The following is an 18,391-nucleotide window of genomic DNA, read 5'->3' as shown; positions in this document are numbered from 1 at the left end:
TCCATCCGCAGAGGCAGGTGAGGTGGGGATCAGTCGGCGAAGGGCGCCGGCTCTCGGGTTTCCGGCGCGTTCGCCGGGGTAATCAGCGTGATCGGCGTGGGCAACGGTCGTGCGGCGCGTTCGCGCTTCTTGCGTTGCTGTACCACCGGTGGGCACTTGTGGTCGTTGACGCGGGTGACCTGGCAATCCAGGCAGTAGTGGCATTCGTTGAAGTCGATGCGGCCATCCGCATGGATCGCCTTGACCTCGCACTCGTTGGCGCAGACCTGGCAGGGGCTGCCGCACTCGGGGCGTCGGCGCAGCCATTCGAACAATCGCCAGCGTCCGGACACGGCCAGTCCGGCACCCAGCGGGCAGACATAGCGGCAATAGAACTTGTGGTTGAACGCGGATACGCCGATCAGCAGCACCGCGTAGAGCACGTAGCTCCACGAGCGCGCGAAGTGCAGGGTGAACGTGGTCTTGAACGGCTCGATCTCGGCGTAGTGCTCGGCCGTGTTGAGCGACTGAAGCGACATGCCGAACAGCACCAGCAGGATGACGTACTTCAGCGCCCACAGCCGCTCGTGCACCGCCCGCGGGAACTCGAACTGCGGCACGTGCAATCGCTTGGCCGCGTTGTTCACCAGTACCTGCAGCGCGCCGAACGGGCACAGCCATCCGCAGTAAACGCCGCGCCCGAGCAGCAGCAGGGTGGCGGCGACGAATACCCACAGGATGAAGATCAGCGGGTCCATCAGGAAGGTTTCCCAATGGAAGCCGTGCAGCACCGACTGGATGAAGGTGAAGATGTTCACCACCGACAGCTGCGCCAGCCCGTGCCAGCCGATGAACACCAGCGTGTAGATCAGGAAACCGGTGCGCACGCGTTCGAGCAGCACGGGCCGCGTCACCAGCCAGTCCTGGAACAGCAGGATCAGCGTCAGCACGGTCAGCCCCGCCAGCAGCACGGCGATGTCGATGCGGCGGCCGTACCAGATCTTCTGCCACAGTGCGGCGTCGGCCGGCAGTGCATTGGACTGCGAGTCGGTGCTGCTCTCCGGCCGCGTGGTGTAGACCGCCGGCATGCGGTAGTCGCGGGTGAAGGTGTGGTAGATGCTCTGCAGCGGGCCGACCTGGCGGTTCACCATCAGCTGCAGCGTCCACGGCCGGGTCGCATCGAAGCCGCTGCCGCTGTTGCGCACGATGAAGATCGCCTGCTCGACGAAGTCGGGCTTGCCACGCAACGGGGTGTCGTTCAACTGAACCAGGTCGGTGTCCTTGAACAGCACCAGCTTGCCGTCCTGCAGCACGTGCACGCGGTCGAAGATGCCGCCGCGCACATAACCCACGCCCTTGAACGAATAGATGCCGTTGGCCATCACCGCGATCGCCGAGTCGCCGGGCTTGAGCTGCCTCATCAGGTCGGCGTGGGCGGTCGGGCCGAGCAGGTTGCGGCCCACCGTGGGCGGGGTGACGTCGGCGAAGTACAGGTCGATGAAGACATCGCCCTCGTGGCCGGGCGCCGGCGCGGTGGGATCGTCGACCAGGCCGCTCTCCGGCTGGCCCTTGAAGGCGTCGGTGATCGCCTGGCGCTTGAGCTGCAGGTGGGCGATCGCGCCGTTGCCGGTCAGCGTGTCCCAGTCGGCCGGCTGGTAGTAGTCGGTGCGCACCGCCGCGGTCCTGGCGTCGGCGTCGGCCGCGCCGGCGATCAGCTTGCGCGAGGCAGCCACCTTCAGCGCCGAGTTCATGATCGTCTCGTTGACCACCATCGAGGTCACCGTGGCGCTGCTGATCGCGTCGATGCGCACGCTGCCGCTGGCACCGCCGCCGACCACGATCTGGTCGTCCACGCGATGGCCGATGTAGCGCGCCACGAAGTCGTACAGCTTCTGCACGGGGATGCCGACCAGCAGGATCGGCTCGTGCTGCTCCAGCACGCGGGCGTCGCGGATGCTGCCGTCGGTGCCGATCGACACCAGCAGGTTGATCGGCGCGCCGGAGTAGGCCGGCACCGGCGCTACCATCACCGTCTCGAACACGTAGCCGATCACCTTGTCGCCCCGGTACACCGCGGCGGCCGGCGGCGTGCCTTCGATGTCGCCGTAGCGGGTGGCCTGCGGAAATACCTCGTGCAACTGCGGGTGCTTCGCATCGATGCCGGCCAGCGCGGCGGGTGCCGGCAACAACAGGCACAGCGCCAGCAGCAGGCGGGTGACGAGCGGGCGTGACAAGCGCATCACACGCGCTCCGCCGTACCGGCGATCAGCGGCAGGTCGCGCGAGCGCCAACGCTGCCCGCCCGTGCGCGAGAACGCCAGCCACTGCTGATCCTGCGCGTCCATCAGTGCGGACAGGCGCGGCAGCTCCAGCGAGAACGCCGCCGTGCTCATGCCGTCGGCCAGCACCGAACGCTGCGCCATCACGGTGACGCTGGAATAGCTTTGCGGCGACCAGCCGGTGCGCGGGTTGACGATGTGGAACAGGCGCCGGTCGGCGGAGAAGAACACGCGGTAATTGCCGGACGTCGACACCGCCGCGTTGCGCAATTGCAGCACCACTGCCACGCGGCTGACGTCGCGTGGATCGACAATGCCGACGTTCCAGTGCCGCGCTGGGTCGTTGCCGCAGATCGCGTGGATGTCGCCACCGGCGTCGATCAAGCCGTACTCGATGCCGGCGCCGCGCAGCGCGGCGATGCCCTGGTCGACCACGTGGCCCTTGGCGATGCCGTCCAGCGTGATCGCCATGCCCGGGCGCAGCAGCCGCGCGCCGCGCGCATCGAGTGCGAGGTCGCGGTAGCCGACCAGCGCGTCGCGGCTTTCAGCCACGCGCTGCTCGTGCGCGTCGGTGGCCGCCGTGCCGCGCAGCGTTTCGAAGTAGCGCAGCACCGGCAGCACGGTCGGGTCGAACGCGCCGTCGGTCAGTCGCGACAGCGACAGCGCCTGGCGCAGCACCGCATCCAGTTGCGCCGGCACCTGCGCCAGCCGGCCCTCGCGGTTGAGTCGCGCCAACGGGCTGGCGGGATCGAAGCGGGTCAGCTGCGCGGCGGTCGCGGCCATGCGCGCGAACGCCGCCTCGATCGCCACGCCCGCGGCTTGCACGTCATCGGCCAGGCAGGTCACCGCCACCGAGGTCTGCATCAGCGTGCGCTCCCGGCGCACCTGCCACAGGTTCTGCTTGCGCTTGAGCACCGCCCAGCCGCCGCCGGCCAGCAGGCCGCCGGCGATGGCGAGCTGGCCGGCCTGCTTCAGCCAGCGCCGGCGTTCGGGCGAACGCAGGTCGTCGGAGGCGGAGGGACGGTGCATGGGATGTCTCCCGGGATGAGTGATTGAACGCGTGCGGGCGGGCGAGGTCAGGCCGTGGCCGCCACGCGTGGCGGCGGCTCGGCGACGACGGCGTCGCGCTCGGCATCGCGCACGCCCAGGCGCCGCTGCAAGGCGGGGCTGGTGGTCGTGTACTGCAGGTTCACCTTGTCGCCGGGATGCAGGTGCGCGTGCACGGCGAACGCGCACAGCGCGCTTTCATGGAAGCCCGACAGGATCAGCTTCTTCTTGCCCGGGTAGGTGTTGATGTCGCCCACCGCGAAGATGCCGGGCACCGAGGTCCGGAAGGTCGCCGGGTCCACCACCAGTTGCTGGCGTTCCAGCGCCAGTCCCCATTCGGCGATCGGCCCCAGCGCCGGATGCAGGCCCCAGAACACCAGCAGGTGCGAGGCCTCTATGCGCTGGACCATGCCGCTGCGCGTGCGTACGCGCACCTGCGCCAGTGCGTCGTTCGCCGTTTCCAGGCCGACGATGTCGCCTTCGCAGAACTGCATGCGCCCCTCGTCGCACAAGGCCTGCATGCGTGCCACGCTGGCAGGCGCCGCGCGGAAGCTGGACGAGCGGTGCACCAGCACCACGCTGCGCGCGCGCTCGACCAGCTCCAGCGCCCAGTCCAGTGCCGCGTCGCCGCCGCCGGCGATCACGATGTCCTGGTCGTCGAACAGCGCCGGCTGGGTCACCTTGTAGTGCAGCGTGCGGCCCACCAGCGGCGCGGCTTCCGGCAGGTTCAGCGTGCGCGGTGCGAACGCGCCCAGGCCACCGGCGATGATCACCGCGCCTGCGTCGAACGCCAGCCCGCCGCTGGTCTGCAGGTGGAAGCGACCGTCCTGCATGCGTTCCAGCGAGGTGACGGTGTGGCCCAGGTGGAACTGCGGCGCGAACGGCCGGATCTGCTGCTGCAGCCGCGCGATCAGCTCGCGCCCGCTGCACACCGGCACCGCCGGGATGTCGTAGATCGGCTTGTCCGGATACAGCTCGATGCATTGCCCGCCGGCATGCGGCACGGCATCGACCACGTGCGCATCCAGCCCGAGCAGGCCCAGCTCGAAAACCTGGAACAGGCCGACCGGGCCTGCGCCGATGATGACGGTGTCGCAGCTGATCATGGATCGCGCCCGCTTGTGGACAGGGCGGATCATGCGCGTGCGCCACGCGCTCACGCTTGACTGTGGTCAACTTGGCCCGGGTGGCCCATGCGGTCGAATGTCGCGCCGGCATTGACGCACGCCGCGCGACGGGGTGCCTCCGCGATCAGTCGAGTTCCGGCGGCGCACAGCGCTGCCGCATGCCGCCGGTTACCTCAACCCGGGCGCGCCCACGCCCGCACCGGGAACGTGCCCATGCCTGCCATGCGCATCGGCACGGCGGAGAAGCGCAGCTTCTCGGCGGGCAGCATGGCGAGTGAGGCGAGGTTCTCGACGATCGGGATGCCGGCGGCCAGCAGGATCGAGTGGGCGGGGCGTTGCGGATCGCCGGTGTCGTCGATGTTGAGCGCGTCGACGCCGACCAGCACCGCGCCGTGGTCGCGCAGGTACTCGGCGCCGTCGCGGCTGAGGAAAGGTTGCGCCTGCAGGTAGGCACTGGTGCCCCAGCGAGCGGCCCAGCCGGTATCGAGCAGTACGGCGCGCCCGCGCACGTCCAGTGCCGCGAGCGCGGCGCGGTCGATGCTTCGACCGCGCATGCCCTGCAGGTGGATGACCACGGCATCCACGTCGGCGATGTCGCCGAGCGGCAGCTGGGCGACGTCGGCGGCGCCGGGGTAGCGGTGGGAGGGTGCGTCGATCGCGGTGCCGGAGTTGGCCACCATGTCGATGCGCGCAATCTGGAACGTCACGCCCTCGGCGTAGCGGCCGATGCTGGCCTGGTGGCTGAGATGGTCCGACACGCGGGGCGCGGGCAGACCGGGGTAGACCTCCTCGCCGCTGTGCACGACGTGGGCGAGGTCGATCAGGTCCGGCCGGACGGCGTTGCCCGGCGCGGCTTGCGGCTGGCGCTTGTGACGTTCGCGGATGATCGACTTGTTGAGGATGCGCACGGCGCCGACCATCAGCAACCGCATGTCGCGCACGATGTAGTCGGCCAGCGCCGCGTCGTCGATGTCGTCGCCGTCGATGTCGAGCCGGAATCCCTGGCCCTGGATGCCGCCGCCGTTGGAGAAGTCGACTTCGAAGTCGAAACAGGCGCGGCATTCTTCGGTGGATCGACTCATGTGGTTTGCTCCGGTCTCGCCTACATTCTCCCGTGTTCCAGCGGTCGCTGGCGATGCATCAGGGCCCATTCGGCGTGTTCGGCCAGGGCGGCCTCGCCCAGCGCGTGGAGGATGGCGCGTTGCTCGGTGGCGTTGGTGGTCAGGGCCAGCGCCTTGCGCGCCTCGTCGAAGATGCGTTGCATGAAGCGGTATTGCTTGATGAGTTCCTTGTCGGCCTTCTTGAACGCATAAGCCTCGCGCACGGCGGCGAGGATCGACAGCACGCCCATGATGACCACCAGCGTGTTCTTGGTATCGGCGGCCAGGCGGTGTGCGAGCGCCGCCAGCACGATGCTGATGCCGATGCCGGCAAGCAGGCTGGCGAAGCCCAGCATTTCGGTGAAGCGATGCTGGCGCGTGCGCTGCGCAGCCTTGCTGCGGAAGTAGTCCACCTGGCCACCATGTGCGCCGTCTCCGACCCATTCGCTGATGACCTCGCGCAACTCACTCTCCGGGTTGCCGCTGCCCGGCACGCGGCAGAGTGCGGCGCTGCGCATCACGTTGCGCGTCCAGCCAAGCTCGATGTCCTGTTTCTGCATGAAGCTGTCCTGTGCAAACTCGGGGTCGCCGGTGAGCGAGATCCCGGCACGGCGCCAGTAGCCTTGCACGCGCAGGCCTTCCGCCAGTGCCCGGTAATCCAGGTATTTGCGATGCCAGCCGCGTCGCCGCGCGAGCGTGGCCACCCATACGCCGCCGGCGAACAGCAGCAGGAATACGTAGATGAAGTCGTCCTGGTCAGGCAGGTTGTCGTAGATCGTGAAGGCGATGGCCATGACTGCTGCCAGCGTGTAGAGGGTTCGCATCGCCAGCAGCACACGCTGGCGGAAATGCACCGCCAGCCAGTCCGCCGCACGGAACAGGGCCGCCTCCGGCCGCGCCAGCGTCGCGGTGTCGCTTGGCGACCCATCGGCACCGGCACTGCCGTGGATCTCGCTGCGGTATTTCAGGCAATCCGCGTCGAACTCGGCCATGCGCGCGAAAGTCTGGTGGAACATCGCAGGCATCGGAACGTCGGGCAATGAAACTTCGGTCTGCGTGCGCCACAGCAGCTGCCCTGGCTGCAGTGGCGGGAGCGGCGCGCCGTCGTCGGTATCGCGCGAGCAGACGATCTGGCAGACCAGCCGCTCGTCGCCGCTGCCCAGCAGGTGATGACGGCCGCCGCGGCGGCGCTCGGTCAGGCCCGGCATCACGCCGCTGAGAAAGAACTCCGCCACCTGGGCGGTACCGCCGAGCCGGGTCGACGCTTTGCCGTCCCAGATCGCCAGCAACAGATGGCAGTGCCGCGCAATGAACACGCCGGCCCGTCCGTACTGCCGATCGCGCTGGGGGCCAGGATTGCCGATGCCGCGGGGGGTGCTGTCCGGCAGCAGCGGCAGCTCGATCACCCGGGCACGCGCGGCGAGCGCATCGAAACGGTCGCGGGTGGCCGCGTGGTGGAAGTCCTCGACATAGAGTTCGCGCGGCAACGGCAGCGGCGCGATCAATCGCGCGCCGAGCGCCAACGCCTCTTCCGCCACCAACTGGTCGCCGCCCTCGGCCAGCGCGGACAGCACCACCAGCGGCAGCACGGGAAAATCGCGCTGCAGTTGCGCCAGGAATTCCCGCACGCGGCGCCGCACCAGGTCGACTTCGCGGGCGGGAATGTTGCGGTGGCTGGTGACGCCGATCACCAGCGGTACGCTGGCAGGTGCGAGGAGGCGAGGTCGATGTTCCATGGTGGGCAAGGGGTCGCGTCAGGTAATTTCGATTTTCGGATGGCGCCAACGCCTTGAGCGGATGAAGGCGGCAAGCCTTGCTCAGGCCTGCCGCCTGCGCCGCCTTGCTAGTTGTTTTTGATCCTCGGGTCTGTGGTGGTGTCGGGAGATACGCAACTCTGACTGCCAATCACACAGGCGAACCAGTTGCTGATGGCATCCATGACCGAGTCCGAGGAACCCGCGGCCGGCGTACCGGCACTGGCAAGTGCCGAAGTCGCCGCCAAGGCGATGCCAAAAGCTACAGACAATGCGATGCGCTATTTCATGGTTTCATCCTCACGTTATGCGGAAATGCCTCATTGAACATCGATTATTTCGGTACAAGAGCCGGCGTGTTTCGTTATCCGCTCATGGCTGGTCTCCTTCAGTTCGCTAATCGGTCGGCATCGGGCGCGCAGATATTGCGGTGGCTGGTCACGCCGATCACCGCGATACGCTCGCAGGTGCGAGGGGGCAAGATCGATGTTCCATGCGAGGCACTGGGTTAGTGTCAGAGGTTCTTGATCTGTGGGTTGGTCGTTGTGTTCGGCGAGAGCGTGCCCAACTGTTCCACGTTCTGGTCGGAGTCGCGGTTGCTATCCTGGGTCTGGTCGTCTGGCTGCGGTTCGGCCGGGATGTTCTGATTGTCTTTGCTGGTCTTTGGCATGATGGTCTCCAGGCTTGACTGGTATGCGATGTTGCCGTTCGGATCGAGGTACCCTTGGCATTGCTTCCTCGCTGTCCCTGCGCCAAAGCGCCTGCATGGTGGCGCTACAGGTTCTTGATCACCGGATTCGTCGTGGTGGCCGTAGGCAGCGTGCTGATGGTCGAGTATGGGGCGCCATTGATCGTCGCGCAGAGCTGGTAGATCCACTCGCCGCTCGAGCTGGTGCTGTCGTTGGCATCGGTGATGGTGATCTTGTCGCCGTTGTTCGCGAGTTGCGCCTGACCGAACACGCCGGATGGAGGCGATTGGATCCAGGCGAACCCGGGATGGGTCGGATCGCTGATCGCATTGAATGATCCCGGGCTCACGCCGGGGCCGCTCAGGTGCCAGGTGATCGTCACCGACTGGCCGTGGGCGATCTGGTTTCCGTTACCCGACTGGTCGACGTCGAGGCTGCCGTTTTTCAGTGTCACCTCAAGTGTTACGTTGGGCATGTCGTACTCCTGCAGGGATCGATGGGCGGCGTGGAAGGCGGGCCGCAGCGCCTTGATTCAGGGCTTCGGGTGCGGCGTGCGCACCGCTGCCGTGACGGGCGCCGGAGTGCTGGCGTCGACCTGCATGATCTGCGCGATGCGCGTCGCGAAGGCGGGGTTTTCCGGGTAATCCACGCGGGCACGCCGCAGGATCGCCAGCAGCGCCGGGTCGCGGTAACCGGCATTCCAGAGGCGCTCGATCAGCAGCCTTGCTTCGGCATTTTTCTGCAGGCCAAGCAACGCCTCGACCTGCAGCGCGAGCAGGCGCGGATCGTCCTTGCCGTCCTTCACCGATTGGCTCGCCTCCCATGCCTCCTCGCGCAGCCGTCGTGTCGCTGCTGCGTCGCTGGCGGTGTCGGCGAGCAGCAGCTTCGCGGACAGCGTATCCAGCACCAGGCCGCGGTCATCCGGTTCCTTGGCGAGTAACGGTTGCAGGATGTTCATGGCGACCTGCACCTGCGCCTGCGCCGCCGCGGACTGTCCGCCGGCAAATGATTGCGCGGCCTGCTCGCTGCGTGCCGCGGCGTCAATCTGCTGCCATGTAACGTTTGCTGGATCCTGTCGAGTGAGCCTGGACAGGATGGCCAGCGCTTGTGCGGCCAGCGTCCGTGCCGCCGGCAGGTCCCCGTGCAGGCGTTTCAGGCGGCTCAATTGCACGAGATAGAGCGCCGATTTTGCCTGAAAGCCGGTTTGCGTCGGCGCGATCGCGATCAGCTGGGCGGCGATGTCGACCGCCTGCTGGAGGTCGCGGATGCCCGCGTCGACGTCGCCGGTCAGGGCCAGCGTGCGGCCTAGGATCGCGCGCACCCGCAGCATGTTTTCGCGCTGGTCATTGTTCTTGGGGTCGGCGGCGGCAAGCCGGGTTTCGATCGCGTCGTCGGCGTGGTACTCGGCGATCGCCTCTGCCAGATCGCCACGCTGCAAGGCCAGCTTGCCGAGATTGTTGTGTGCAATCCCCAATGCAGCCGACCAATCACTGTTGACGGGATTGGCCGCGACCAACCCGCGACCCAGTGCCAACGCGTTCCGGTAGGCGCTGGCGGCGGCGGCCGGCTGCCCGCGTGCTTCCAGCACGTGACCGATATTGCTGTTGACGTTCAGCAGTTCGAACTTCAGCGACAGGTCATTGCCGGCACGCGCCTGTGCCTGCTGCAGCACGTTCTGCGCGGATTCGAAATCCCGCCAGGCGGCGTCCAGCTTGCCCTGATACCAGTCGGTCATGCCGACGAAGGACCACGACCGGGCATGGGCGACCTGCCGCGCCGCGTCGCCGGGTGCTTCCTCGGCGAGGCGCCCGGACAGCTGCAGGGCTGCCCGATACGACTCCATCGCGCCGGACAGGTTGCCTTGATCCAGGCGCACGCTGCCGATCTTCTCCAGTGCCTTGGCGCGCTGCTCCAGGGTCTCGTCGGTGACATCCGTGGCCGGCAGCGACTGGAAGTAGGCCATCGCTTTGTCGTCGACGCTCTGCATGATGTCCAGCCGGGCTGCTTGCGCCAGCTTGTCGTTCAGATCGCCGAGCATGAACCCGACCAGCGCCTCGGCCTGCTTCTGCCGGCGCTGGGCGGCCTGGCTGGCCTCCACCGCGGCGTGGCGCGAAACGATGGCGAGGACCGCCAGCGTGGTGGTCACCGTCATCACGGTCACTGCCAGTGCCGCCACCATCGTCATCCGCCGCGCGCGCCGCCGCAGCTCGCGCTGCTTGAGCATGTCGAAGCCCACGCCGAGCATCCCGGCGATCAGTTTCAGCTTGGCGTTCGCCTTGCCGTCCTTGTCCGGGCGGGCGTCGGCGGCGATGGGCTCGGCGCGTTGCGTGGCGAGCAGGCCGGTGGCGTCGAGCTCGAAGCGCAGCGCGGGGGCGAAACATTCCTCCGCCTCGCGGCCGGGCAGGTCGCTGGCGTTCGGTTCGCCGTCCACGATCAGGCAAAGGATCCGCTCGTCACGACCGAGGCGCTTGTACGCCAGCACTTCCTCGCTCACCCAGTGCGACGCCGCCGAATGCGGCGAGCAGATCACGATCAGGTTGGCGGATTGCTCCAGCGCCTCGATGATCTTGCGGCCGAGGTCGTGCGCGCTCGCCAGTTCGTCGCGGTCGCGGAAGATCGGCGTGAGGCGTCTGGGGATGGGGCCGGTCGTGGTGATCTGCCCGACCAGGCGTTTCGGCACCGCATAGGTTTCCAGCGCCTTGTGGAGCCAGTCGGCCCAGGTCTTGTCCTGGTGGCTGTAGCTGATGAAGGCGTAATACCGGAACCCTGGTGATCCCGTGCCCTGCGTCATGACATCCGGCACTCCCGTGCCTGGTCATGCAGTCCCTTGCGGGTTGTCCCCGCGTCGAGACGGCCGGCAGCAGCTCAATCACTACCGTGTCGGTGGTCTGTGCGTCGGCGCAACATAGCACCAATCATGAGAACTGCGTCACACTTTTCGGCACGCCGCGCCGGGTGGCGGGGTGGCGGGAGCCATGCCGCCCCGCGGGGGCGACGCGCCGGACCTGCGAGGCCCGGGCGCCCGGGCATGCGAGGTCGTGGTCAGCCGGCTTCCGGTTGCAGCGTCAGCGTGTGCGTGGCCTGGCCCGGCAGCAGCGGAGTGGGACGCCCCTGAACCCAGTCCTGGTGCCCTGCGCCGAAGAACGGCGAGAGCGGGTTGTCGCTCTGGCCGCCGGGCATTTCCAGGATGCCGCGGTCTTCGTGGCCGGGGGAGACGTCGAGCCGTTCGGAGGCGCCGAAGCCCGGTACCGCCACGCGCGGCATGTTGTGGTCGCCGGGCAGCGGCTGGTCGGGCATGTCGATGAAGCGCGCCAGCCATGCGGGCAGGGCGGCGGCCAGCGGATGCCTGATGTCGCTGCGATTGATCTCGCCCCAGTGGCGTGCGGCGAGGCCGCCGGGTTGCCGGTCGAGCTGCCGCGCCACCTGGAGCGCGGAGTCGGCGAGCAGGGCAGGCCAGTCGGGATACTTCGGATCGAGCAGCCAGTCGGGTCGCGCGTGGATCAGCATCCAAACCGCCGCTTCCGGGCTGTGTTCGCCGGGCCAGCGGAAATCCGCATGGCGTTGTTTCACCCGCGCGACGAACGGCGCCAGCACCGCCTGGCTGACCTGCGTGCGGAAAGCGCGCACCAGCCGGTAGTCGACGCTGTCGACGGCGGCGCGGCCGCGCCAGTGGCGGGTGAGCCGGCTCATTTGCTGCAGCAGCGGGTCGTGGCTGTCGGCCAGTGTGTGTTGCAGCAGCGCCTGCCAGCGGGTGAGGAACAGCGCGTGGTCGTCGAGCTGGATGTCGAGCAGGTCGCCGGGGGTGAAGCTGGCGCGCGCGTGCAGGTCGTCGCGGATCTGCTGCGCGCGCGCGCCGAGATCGTGCCCGCCGTTGCCGAGCAGGCTCAGCGCGGCGCCGTCGACGGTGCGGTTGTTGGCGGTCCACAGTCTGCCGTCGGCGGGATTCTCGATGCGCGGGTACTGCGCGGGCGCGGCCCAGCCCTGCCAGCCGATGCCGGACGCGGACCAGTCCGACGGCAGCAGCGGGTCGATGCCCACGCGCAGCGGGATGCTGTTGCCGGCGATGGTCCAGCCGATGCTGCCGCTGCTGTCGGCCACCAGCAGGTTCTGCGGCGGCATGCCCAGGGTGGGTGCGAGCTGCAGCGCGTCGGCCACGTTCGCCACTTGCTCCATCCGCAGCAGGCCGAGGTTGTAGCTGCGTGGCTGTTGCGCGATCCAGGCCAGCGCCAGCGGCGTGCCGTCGGTGTCGGTGGCCATGATCGGGCCCCAGCGGGTGTCCTCCACTTTCAGGATGGTGTCGGGCTGGCCCTTGACCTGGATGTGCTCGTCGTGGGTTTCCAGCGCGGCCCAGCCGTCAGGCACCTTGTAGCGCGTGGAATCGGCCGGATCACGCCGCACGCGCACCCAGTCGGCCCAGTCGCCGTAGCTGTTGGTGAAGCCCCAGGCGACCTGGCCGTTGGAGCCGGCGATGATCGCCGGCGTGCCGGGCAGGCTGACGCCGTTGACGTCGCGCCGGCCGTGCGGTGCGCCGGCGTCGGGATAGCGCAAGCGGGCGCGGAACCAGATGTTGGGTACGCGCAAGGCCAGGTGCATGTCGTTGGCCAGCATCGCCGCGCCGTTGCCGGTGAGCCATCCGGCCACGGCGAAGTTGTTGCTGCCGGGGCGTGGCGCATCCAGCGCGGGTGCCACCGCGGCGGCCAGGCCCGCGGTGGCCGCATTGGCCGGCAACTGGCGCAGGTCCAGCACGTCCGCGCCGGGCACCACTGGCGAACGCGACAAGCGCCCGCGCAGCGGCGCCTCCCAGTCGGGGTCGGGCGCGAGCAGGAAATCCACCAGCGATGCCGGCAGCACGTCGCGCATCTGGGCAAGGCGCAACTCGCGCTCGTTGCGCCCGCCGCTGTTGAGGTCCAGGTACATCGCCGCGATGACCAGGGCGCTGTCCTGCGGCTGCCACGGCTGCGGCTGGCTGCCCAGCAGCAGGTATTCCCACGGCCGCACGCGCAGGTCGGCCAGCCCCGCGTTGACGCCGGCGGCGTAGCGGCGCAGTACGTCCTTCTGCGCCGGCGGCATCGCGGCCCATGCCGCGTCGACCACCGCGCGCAGGCGATGGCGGCGATGGTCGAGATCCACCGGCAGCGCCGCCGGCCCCACCAGCGCGGCCAGCTCGCCCGCGCTCGCGCGGCGCATCAGGTCCATCTGGAAAAAGCGCTCCTGTGCGTGCACGTAACCCATCGCCCAGGTGACATCGGCGCGGTTGCCGCCTTCGATGGTGACCGTGCCCAGCGCGTCGCGGCTGATCGTCACCGGCGCCTGCAGCGCCGCCACCGCGCGCGTGCCGTCGAGCCGCGCGCGACCGCCGGCGAGCAGCCACCACGCCGCGGCGAAGGCAACCAGCAGCAAGGCCAGCAGGCTCGCCAGGACGGCGCGTGCGATGCGCCAGGAGCGTGAGGTCACGGGCATGTCGTCATGGGGTGGGTGGTCACGGATCAAGGCTTGGCGAACACGGCAAAGATGCCGGCGTACGGCTTGACCATGAAGGCCGGCGCGCCGGCGTAGCCCGCGCCGCCCACGTAGATCTGCGAGATGCTGCCGTCCAGGTACAACGCATCGCGGCAATGCAGCTTGTCGCGGAACAGCCGTCCAAACGTGTGGAAGTTCACCGGCGCCTCGCTCACCGCGAACACCACTTCATGCGGCGACGGCGCGCACACGCCGCTGCGCCACTTGAGGCTGGCCGAGTCGTCGATGAACTGCTCGTTGAGCTTGCCGTCGATCAGCAGCATCGGGCCGGACTGGGTCGCCGCCTGCACTGCCTTGTCGTCGGCCTTGAACGCCTCGCTGGTGCGTACCGCGGCATGGCCGTCCGGGTAGATCGCGAACACGCCATTGGGCAGCAGCGAGAAATTGCCCGATGCGGGATTGCCGTGGACCAGGTTCAGTGGCACCAGCGTCTTGCCGTCCTCCACGTACAGGCCCAGCGGCGCAAACTTGTGGTCGTAGATGCCGGCGTTGGCCGCGAACAGCAACCGTTGGCCATGTGCCTCGCCCCACTGGCGCAGGCTCTCGACGCTGCCGAACGGCTGGCCATCCTGCGGATTGCGCCAGTGCAGGCCCAACTGTTCGCGCTTGAGGTTGATGTGCACGACCCGGTACTGCTGCCCGGCAAACGCCACCTCGTCGCTGTCCAGCGCCCGCGCCTTCGACGTGCAGCCGGGCAGGGTGAGCAGCAGGCCGAGCAACACCGCGGCCGGCATCCAGCGGCGGCGGCTTCGGGCGGTCGAGTGGCATGGGATGCGGAAAGTCATCCCCTGATGGTCGCGGCGCAGCGGCGATCGTGCAACCCCGCGCGCGCAACGTTCTCCCGCCGTGGGTCCGGCACGTCGCCATTCGCCGTTAAACTCGGGTTTTTGCCGCGAGAGCGCGATGCCCTACACGCCGATCGTCGCCACCCTGGGTTACGTGTTGTCGCCGGATCGCAGGCAGGTGCTGATGATCCACCGCAACACGCGGCCGGACGACCAGCACCTGGGCAAGTACAACGGGCTGGGCGGCAAGATGGAGCCGGGGGAGGACATCGCCATCTGCATGCGGCGCGAGATCCGCGAGGAGGCCGCCATCGAGTGCGAGTCGATGCGCCTGCGCGGCACGCTGAACTGGCCGGGTTTCGGCAAGCACGGCGAGGATTGGCTGGGCTTCATCTTCCTGATAGACGCCTGGCGCGGCACGCCGCTGGAATCCAACCACGAGGGCGCGCTGGAATGGGTGGCGCGCGAGCGGTTGCTGGAGCTCCCCATGTGGGAAGGCGACCGCCACTTCCTGCCGCTGGTGTTCGACGACGACCCGCGGCCGTTCCACGGCGTGATGCCGTACAAGGACGGCCGCATGCAATCCTGGTCGTTCAGCCGGTTCTGAAGCGCGCGTAGGGCGGGCACTGCCCGCCGACTCTCGCCGGTGGCGCGACGTCTACGCCACGTCGGCCAGCCACGCCTGGCTGGAGAACCGCTCGCGCGCCAGCGTCTCGGCGCGGGCCAGTTCGTCGGGGCGCAGGACGTCGTCGGTGAGGCCGTGGCGCTGGCGGAAGGTATCGATCATGCGCGCGATTACAGCCTCGCGCGGCAGGCCGGTCTGGCTGCGCAGCGGATCGACACGCTTGGCTGCGCTGGTGGTGCCCTTGTCGGAGAGCTTCTCGCGGCCGATGCGCAGCACGTCGAGCATCTTCGCCGCGTCGATGTCGTAGGCCATGGTGACGTGGTGCAGCACCGCGCCGCCGCGGTGCGCCTGCGCCGCGCCGGCGATCTTGCCGCCGGCGGAGGTGATGTCGTTGAGCGGCTGGTACCAGGCCTTGATGCCCAGCGTGCCCAGCGCCTCGATCACCCATTCGTCCATGTACGCATACGCCTGCTGGAACGACAGCCCCTTGATCAGCGACAGCGGCGCGCAGATCGAATAGGTGATGGTGTTGCCCGGCTCGATGAACATCGCGCCGCCGCCGGAAATCCGCCGCACCACCTCGATGCCGTGGCGCTGCGCGGCCTCCATGTCGACCTCGTTGCGCAGCGACTGGAAGCGGCCGATGACCACGGCCGAGGAGGCCCATTCCCAGATGCGCAGCGTGGGCGGGCGGTGGCCGGCACCGACCTCGTGCACCAGCACGTCGTCCAGCGCCATGTGCAGGCTGGGGGATTGCGGCAGCGTGTGGATCAGTTGCCAGTCGTGGTCACGCCATTCGCTGCGCATCATGCGGTGTCTCCATCCAGGGCGCGGCGCACCGCGATCGCGATCGCCTGCGCCGAAAGGCCGTACATCATCACGTCATGGGCAAGGCCGTGCTCGATGGCTGCGGCGAGCTCGGTCTCGCCGGCGTTCCACGGCTGGCCCTCCAGCGCGCGGTTGATCGCTACCAGCGCGCTGTCCGGTTCCAGGAAGAAATCCCCGCTCACCTGCACGTCGGCGAGCCGGTCGTCGCGCACCTGCAGGTCGACCACCACCAGCTTGCCGCCGGGCATCTTGTATTCGCCGTGCATCCATCGTCCTCGTGCCGCCCACTGTCGTGGCGCGCAACGGGGCAATTTTGCCGCGTTCCGGCGGGCAGGGGAAATCCCGCACGGGTTCCCCTGCAGTCCGCCGGACGAACGTGCCGTGGGCCGGTGCCGCGTGCCGCGGCAGGAACCTCAGCGCATCTCCAGCTTGAGCGCCTTGGCGATGGATTCCCACGGCACGTACTTGTAGTTCTGGTTCTCGACCGGCAGCACGTTGCGGCCGTCCTGGGCGATCATCGCGCCGTGCTTGAAGCCCGGGCCCAGGTTGCGGCTGGTGACCTCCAGCCCGTCGGTTTCGGAAATGCCGTCGATGCCGCGCGCGCCGTCCGCCACCACGGCGAACGAGCCCAGGTAGGCACGGTCGCCGTCGCGGCGGTACACCGCGTAGCTGTTGTTGCCCTGGCTGGACACCACGATGTAGCCGCGGCCGCCGCCCAGGTCGTAGATGCCCACGCCTTCGAGGTCGTCCTTGATCGCCTTGTTGTCGGCCACGCGGTCGACCGCGGTCATCGCGTCGCCGCCGTCGGGCTCGGCGCTCATCCGCCACAGCGCCACGTCCTCCTCGCCCACGTAGAGCACGCCGGATTCGTCGTCGGCCACGCAGCCCTCGGCCTGGCTGGCGAGGTGGAACTCGCGCACCTGCGCGATGCGCACGCGGCCGTTGCCGGCGTCGAGCAGCTCCCACTGGCGCATCAGGCCGTCGCCGGTGTTGACGAAGACGTAGGTCTTGGCGGTCTTCGCGCTGCGGTACATGCACAGGCCGTACGGGTCGGCCATGCCGGTGTCCTGGACGCCGTCGGCGACGTCGACCAGCTCGCGCCGGTCCGGATCGAGCCGGTAGATCGCCACGGACTTGTGCGTGCGATCGCTGGCGGTGACCAGGGTGACCTGCTTGCCGCCCAGCGCGAAGCCGTTGCGCAGGTCGGTGTTGTTCATCTTGCCGTCGGCGCGGAACTGCAGCAGCTTGCCCTGCATGTCGTACACGGCCATGCCGGCCTTCTTGTCGGTGGCGACGATGAGGCTTTTCGCCGGGTCGGTCGGATGCGCCCAGATCGCCGGATCGTCCGCGGCATCGCCGTAGCTGGCCACCGGCACGGTTTCCACCAGCGCGGTGACGGTGGGCAGCGGCGGCCGGGCCACGGCGCGCGGGTCCTGCGGCGTACCCGCCGGCAGGTTCAGCGCCTTGGCCACGTCGGCCATCGACACGATCTGGTGGTTGGCGCCGCCATCCTCGTCGCTGACCAGCAGCACGCCGTGCGCGTAGCCCTCCAGCGCGGCGCTGGTGGCGAACAGCGGGCCGGGTTCGGCGACGGCCGTGCCGCTGGCGGCGGTGCCGACCTGGAAGCTGCCGAGATACGTGTCGTGGTCGGCGCGGTCGTAGACGTTGATGCGTCCCTCGGCGCTGTCTGCGGCGAGCAGCCACTGGCTGCCCTTGCCGCCGTCGTACAAGGCCACGCCCTCGACCTTCTTGCCGAGGTGGCCCAGCCGCGGCGCATCGACCAGGCGCGCCGACAGGTCGGCTTCCGGGTCGCCGTCGAGATGCCACACGCCCACCGCCTGCTCGGCCACGTAGAGGTTGCCGTGCCGATCGGCCGTGCACTGCTTGAGCTTGGAGGGCAGGTTGACCCGGCGCACCTGGCGCGCGTCGAGCTTGCCGTCGGCGTTGGCGTAGATCATCTGCTGGTCGACTTCGCCGCCGTCGCCGACCACCACGGCGTAGAGCGCGTCGTCCAGCTCGTAATGGAACAGGCACAGGCCTTCCACGGCGAAGCCGAGCGGGATGGCGCGGGCGCCGGCTTCGACCGGCTTGTCGCCGTCCATGGTGAACAGGCGCAGGCTGTTTTCGGTGGCGTCCAGCGCGGCGACCACCGTGGTCGAGCGGTCTCCCAGCGCGAACCCGTAACTCACGTCGACGCCGGCGGCTTCACCGGCCGCCACCGTGGCCTGGCGCTTGCCGTCCAGGCCGTACACCTCCAGCCCGCCGAGTGCGGCGGTGGCCAGCAGGCGGGCCGGCGCGTCGGGCGTGGCGCCTTCCACCAGCAGCGCGAAATCCGTCTTGCCGCTTTGCGTCGCCTCGCTCTGCGCGTGCGCGCGCACCAGCGTGGGTGCGGGCGTGGCGCCGGCCTCGTGCGCGGCCGGGCTGCAGCCTGCCAGGCCGGCGAGCAGCGCCAGCGATGTCGCGAGTGTGTAACCAAGCCGTGCTTTCATTCCTCGTCTCCTCAGTGCGGGGCGGCGTATGCGGCCAGGGCTTCGTTGCGCGTGGGCCACCATACGACAGCGGAAAGCGTTTTGCACGAAACATTCTAAACGTGTTGCATTTTGGAATGTTTGTTCGTATTCTCGGGCTGCCATCACTTCGCCGCGGGGGCGTAAGTCGG

General features: G+C 68.7%; 15 protein-coding genes. 2 read left to right on the top strand and 13 right to left on the bottom strand.

Annotated features, from left to right (window positions below):
- Positions 1–29: 29 nt before the first annotated feature.
- The 5 genes from ACVCL3_RS05535 to ACVCL3_RS05515 form a co-directional block, all read right to left on the bottom strand.
- The gene (locus tag ACVCL3_RS05535) at positions 30–2,219 is read right to left on the bottom strand and encodes a 4Fe-4S binding protein (RefSeq protein WP_447100670.1); all 2,190 of its coding nucleotides are present in this window, start codon (positions 2,217–2,219) and stop codon (positions 30–32) included.
- Positions 2,219–3,286 (bottom strand): FAD:protein FMN transferase, encoded by a 1,068-nt coding sequence (locus ACVCL3_RS05530; RefSeq protein WP_447100669.1) that lies wholly within the window; start codon positions 3,284–3,286, stop codon positions 2,219–2,221. Before ACVCL3_RS05530 ends, ACVCL3_RS05535 begins: the two co-directional genes overlap by 1 nt.
- Before the next feature lie 47 nt (positions 3,287–3,333).
- Positions 3,334–4,410 carry an NAD(P)/FAD-dependent oxidoreductase gene (locus ACVCL3_RS05525; RefSeq protein WP_447100668.1) on the bottom strand — a complete coding sequence of 359 codons (1,077 nt, stop codon included), beginning with the start codon at positions 4,408–4,410 and terminating at the stop codon, positions 3,334–3,336.
- Between the two features lie 194 nt (positions 4,411–4,604).
- The gene (locus tag ACVCL3_RS05520) at positions 4,605–5,513 is read right to left on the bottom strand and encodes a cyclase family protein (RefSeq protein WP_447100667.1); all 909 of its coding nucleotides are present in this window, start codon (positions 5,511–5,513) and stop codon (positions 4,605–4,607) included.
- A 20-nt stretch (positions 5,514–5,533) separates the two neighbouring features.
- On the bottom strand, positions 5,534–7,267 hold the full coding sequence (locus tag ACVCL3_RS05515; protein WP_447100666.1) for a hypothetical protein: 1,734 nt from the start codon (positions 7,265–7,267) through the stop codon (positions 5,534–5,536).
- A gap of 201 nt (positions 7,268–7,468) precedes the next feature.
- Here ACVCL3_RS05515 and ACVCL3_RS05510 point away from each other — a divergent pair, with 201 nt between their 5' ends.
- Entirely contained in the window at positions 7,469–7,612 is a 144-nt protein-coding gene (locus ACVCL3_RS05510; protein WP_447100665.1) for a hypothetical protein, read from the top strand.
- A gap of 187 nt (positions 7,613–7,799) precedes the next feature.
- Here ACVCL3_RS05510 and ACVCL3_RS05505 read toward each other — a convergent pair whose 3' ends face one another.
- The 5 genes from ACVCL3_RS05505 to ACVCL3_RS05485 all read right to left on the bottom strand — a co-directional run bounded on the left by ACVCL3_RS05505 (position 7,800) and on the right by ACVCL3_RS05485 (position 14,228).
- A complete protein-coding gene (locus ACVCL3_RS05505; RefSeq protein ID WP_168709697.1) occupies positions 7,800–7,955 on the bottom strand; it encodes a hypothetical protein in 156 nt (51 codons plus the stop codon).
- Positions 7,956–8,059: 104 nt separating this feature from the next.
- Positions 8,060–8,449: a hypothetical protein gene (locus ACVCL3_RS05500; RefSeq protein ID WP_136259908.1), complete on the bottom strand. Its 390-nt coding sequence runs from the start codon at positions 8,447–8,449 to the stop codon at positions 8,060–8,062.
- Between the two features lie 57 nt (positions 8,450–8,506).
- A complete protein-coding gene (locus ACVCL3_RS05495) occupies positions 8,507–10,765 on the bottom strand; it encodes a toll/interleukin-1 receptor domain-containing protein (protein ID WP_447100664.1) in 2,259 nt (752 codons plus the stop codon).
- 251 nt (positions 10,766–11,016) lie between these two features.
- A complete protein-coding gene (locus tag ACVCL3_RS05490; RefSeq protein ID WP_447100663.1) occupies positions 11,017–13,434 on the bottom strand; it encodes a penicillin acylase family protein in 2,418 nt (805 codons plus the stop codon).
- A gap of 26 nt (positions 13,435–13,460) precedes the next feature.
- Positions 13,461–14,228 carry a phosphodiester glycosidase family protein gene (locus ACVCL3_RS05485; protein ID WP_447101569.1) on the bottom strand — a complete coding sequence of 256 codons (768 nt, stop codon included), beginning with the start codon at positions 14,226–14,228 and terminating at the stop codon, positions 13,461–13,463.
- Between the two features lie 169 nt (positions 14,229–14,397).
- Between ACVCL3_RS05485 and ACVCL3_RS05480 the strand changes: the two genes are divergently transcribed.
- The gene (locus ACVCL3_RS05480; protein ID WP_447100662.1) at positions 14,398–14,886 is read left to right on the top strand and encodes an NUDIX hydrolase; all 489 of its coding nucleotides are present in this window, start codon (positions 14,398–14,400) and stop codon (positions 14,884–14,886) included.
- A 51-nt stretch (positions 14,887–14,937) separates the two neighbouring features.
- Here the strand turns inward: ACVCL3_RS05480 and ACVCL3_RS05475 are convergent, their stop codons facing one another.
- From ACVCL3_RS05475 to ACVCL3_RS05465, 3 genes are all read right to left on the bottom strand, one after another.
- Positions 14,938–15,714 carry a lipoate--protein ligase family protein gene (locus ACVCL3_RS05475; RefSeq protein ID WP_447100661.1) on the bottom strand — a complete coding sequence of 259 codons (777 nt, stop codon included), beginning with the start codon at positions 15,712–15,714 and terminating at the stop codon, positions 14,938–14,940.
- The gene (locus tag ACVCL3_RS05470) at positions 15,711–15,998 is read right to left on the bottom strand and encodes a biotin--protein ligase (protein ID WP_447100660.1); all 288 of its coding nucleotides are present in this window, start codon (positions 15,996–15,998) and stop codon (positions 15,711–15,713) included. The genes ACVCL3_RS05475 and ACVCL3_RS05470 overlap by 4 nt, the downstream gene beginning before the upstream one ends.
- Positions 15,999–16,145: 147 nt before the next feature.
- Complete coding sequence (locus ACVCL3_RS05465; RefSeq protein ID WP_447100659.1) at positions 16,146–18,221, bottom strand: phytase; 2,076 nt, start codon at positions 18,219–18,221, stop codon at positions 16,146–16,148.
- Positions 18,222–18,391: the final 170 nt, after the last annotated feature.

The sequence above is a fragment of the Rhodanobacter sp. UC4437_H4 genome, from assembly GCF_052978425.1.
The sequence above is the reverse complement of the archived record's forward strand: the minus strand, read 5'-3'. Positions and strand labels throughout refer to the sequence as shown.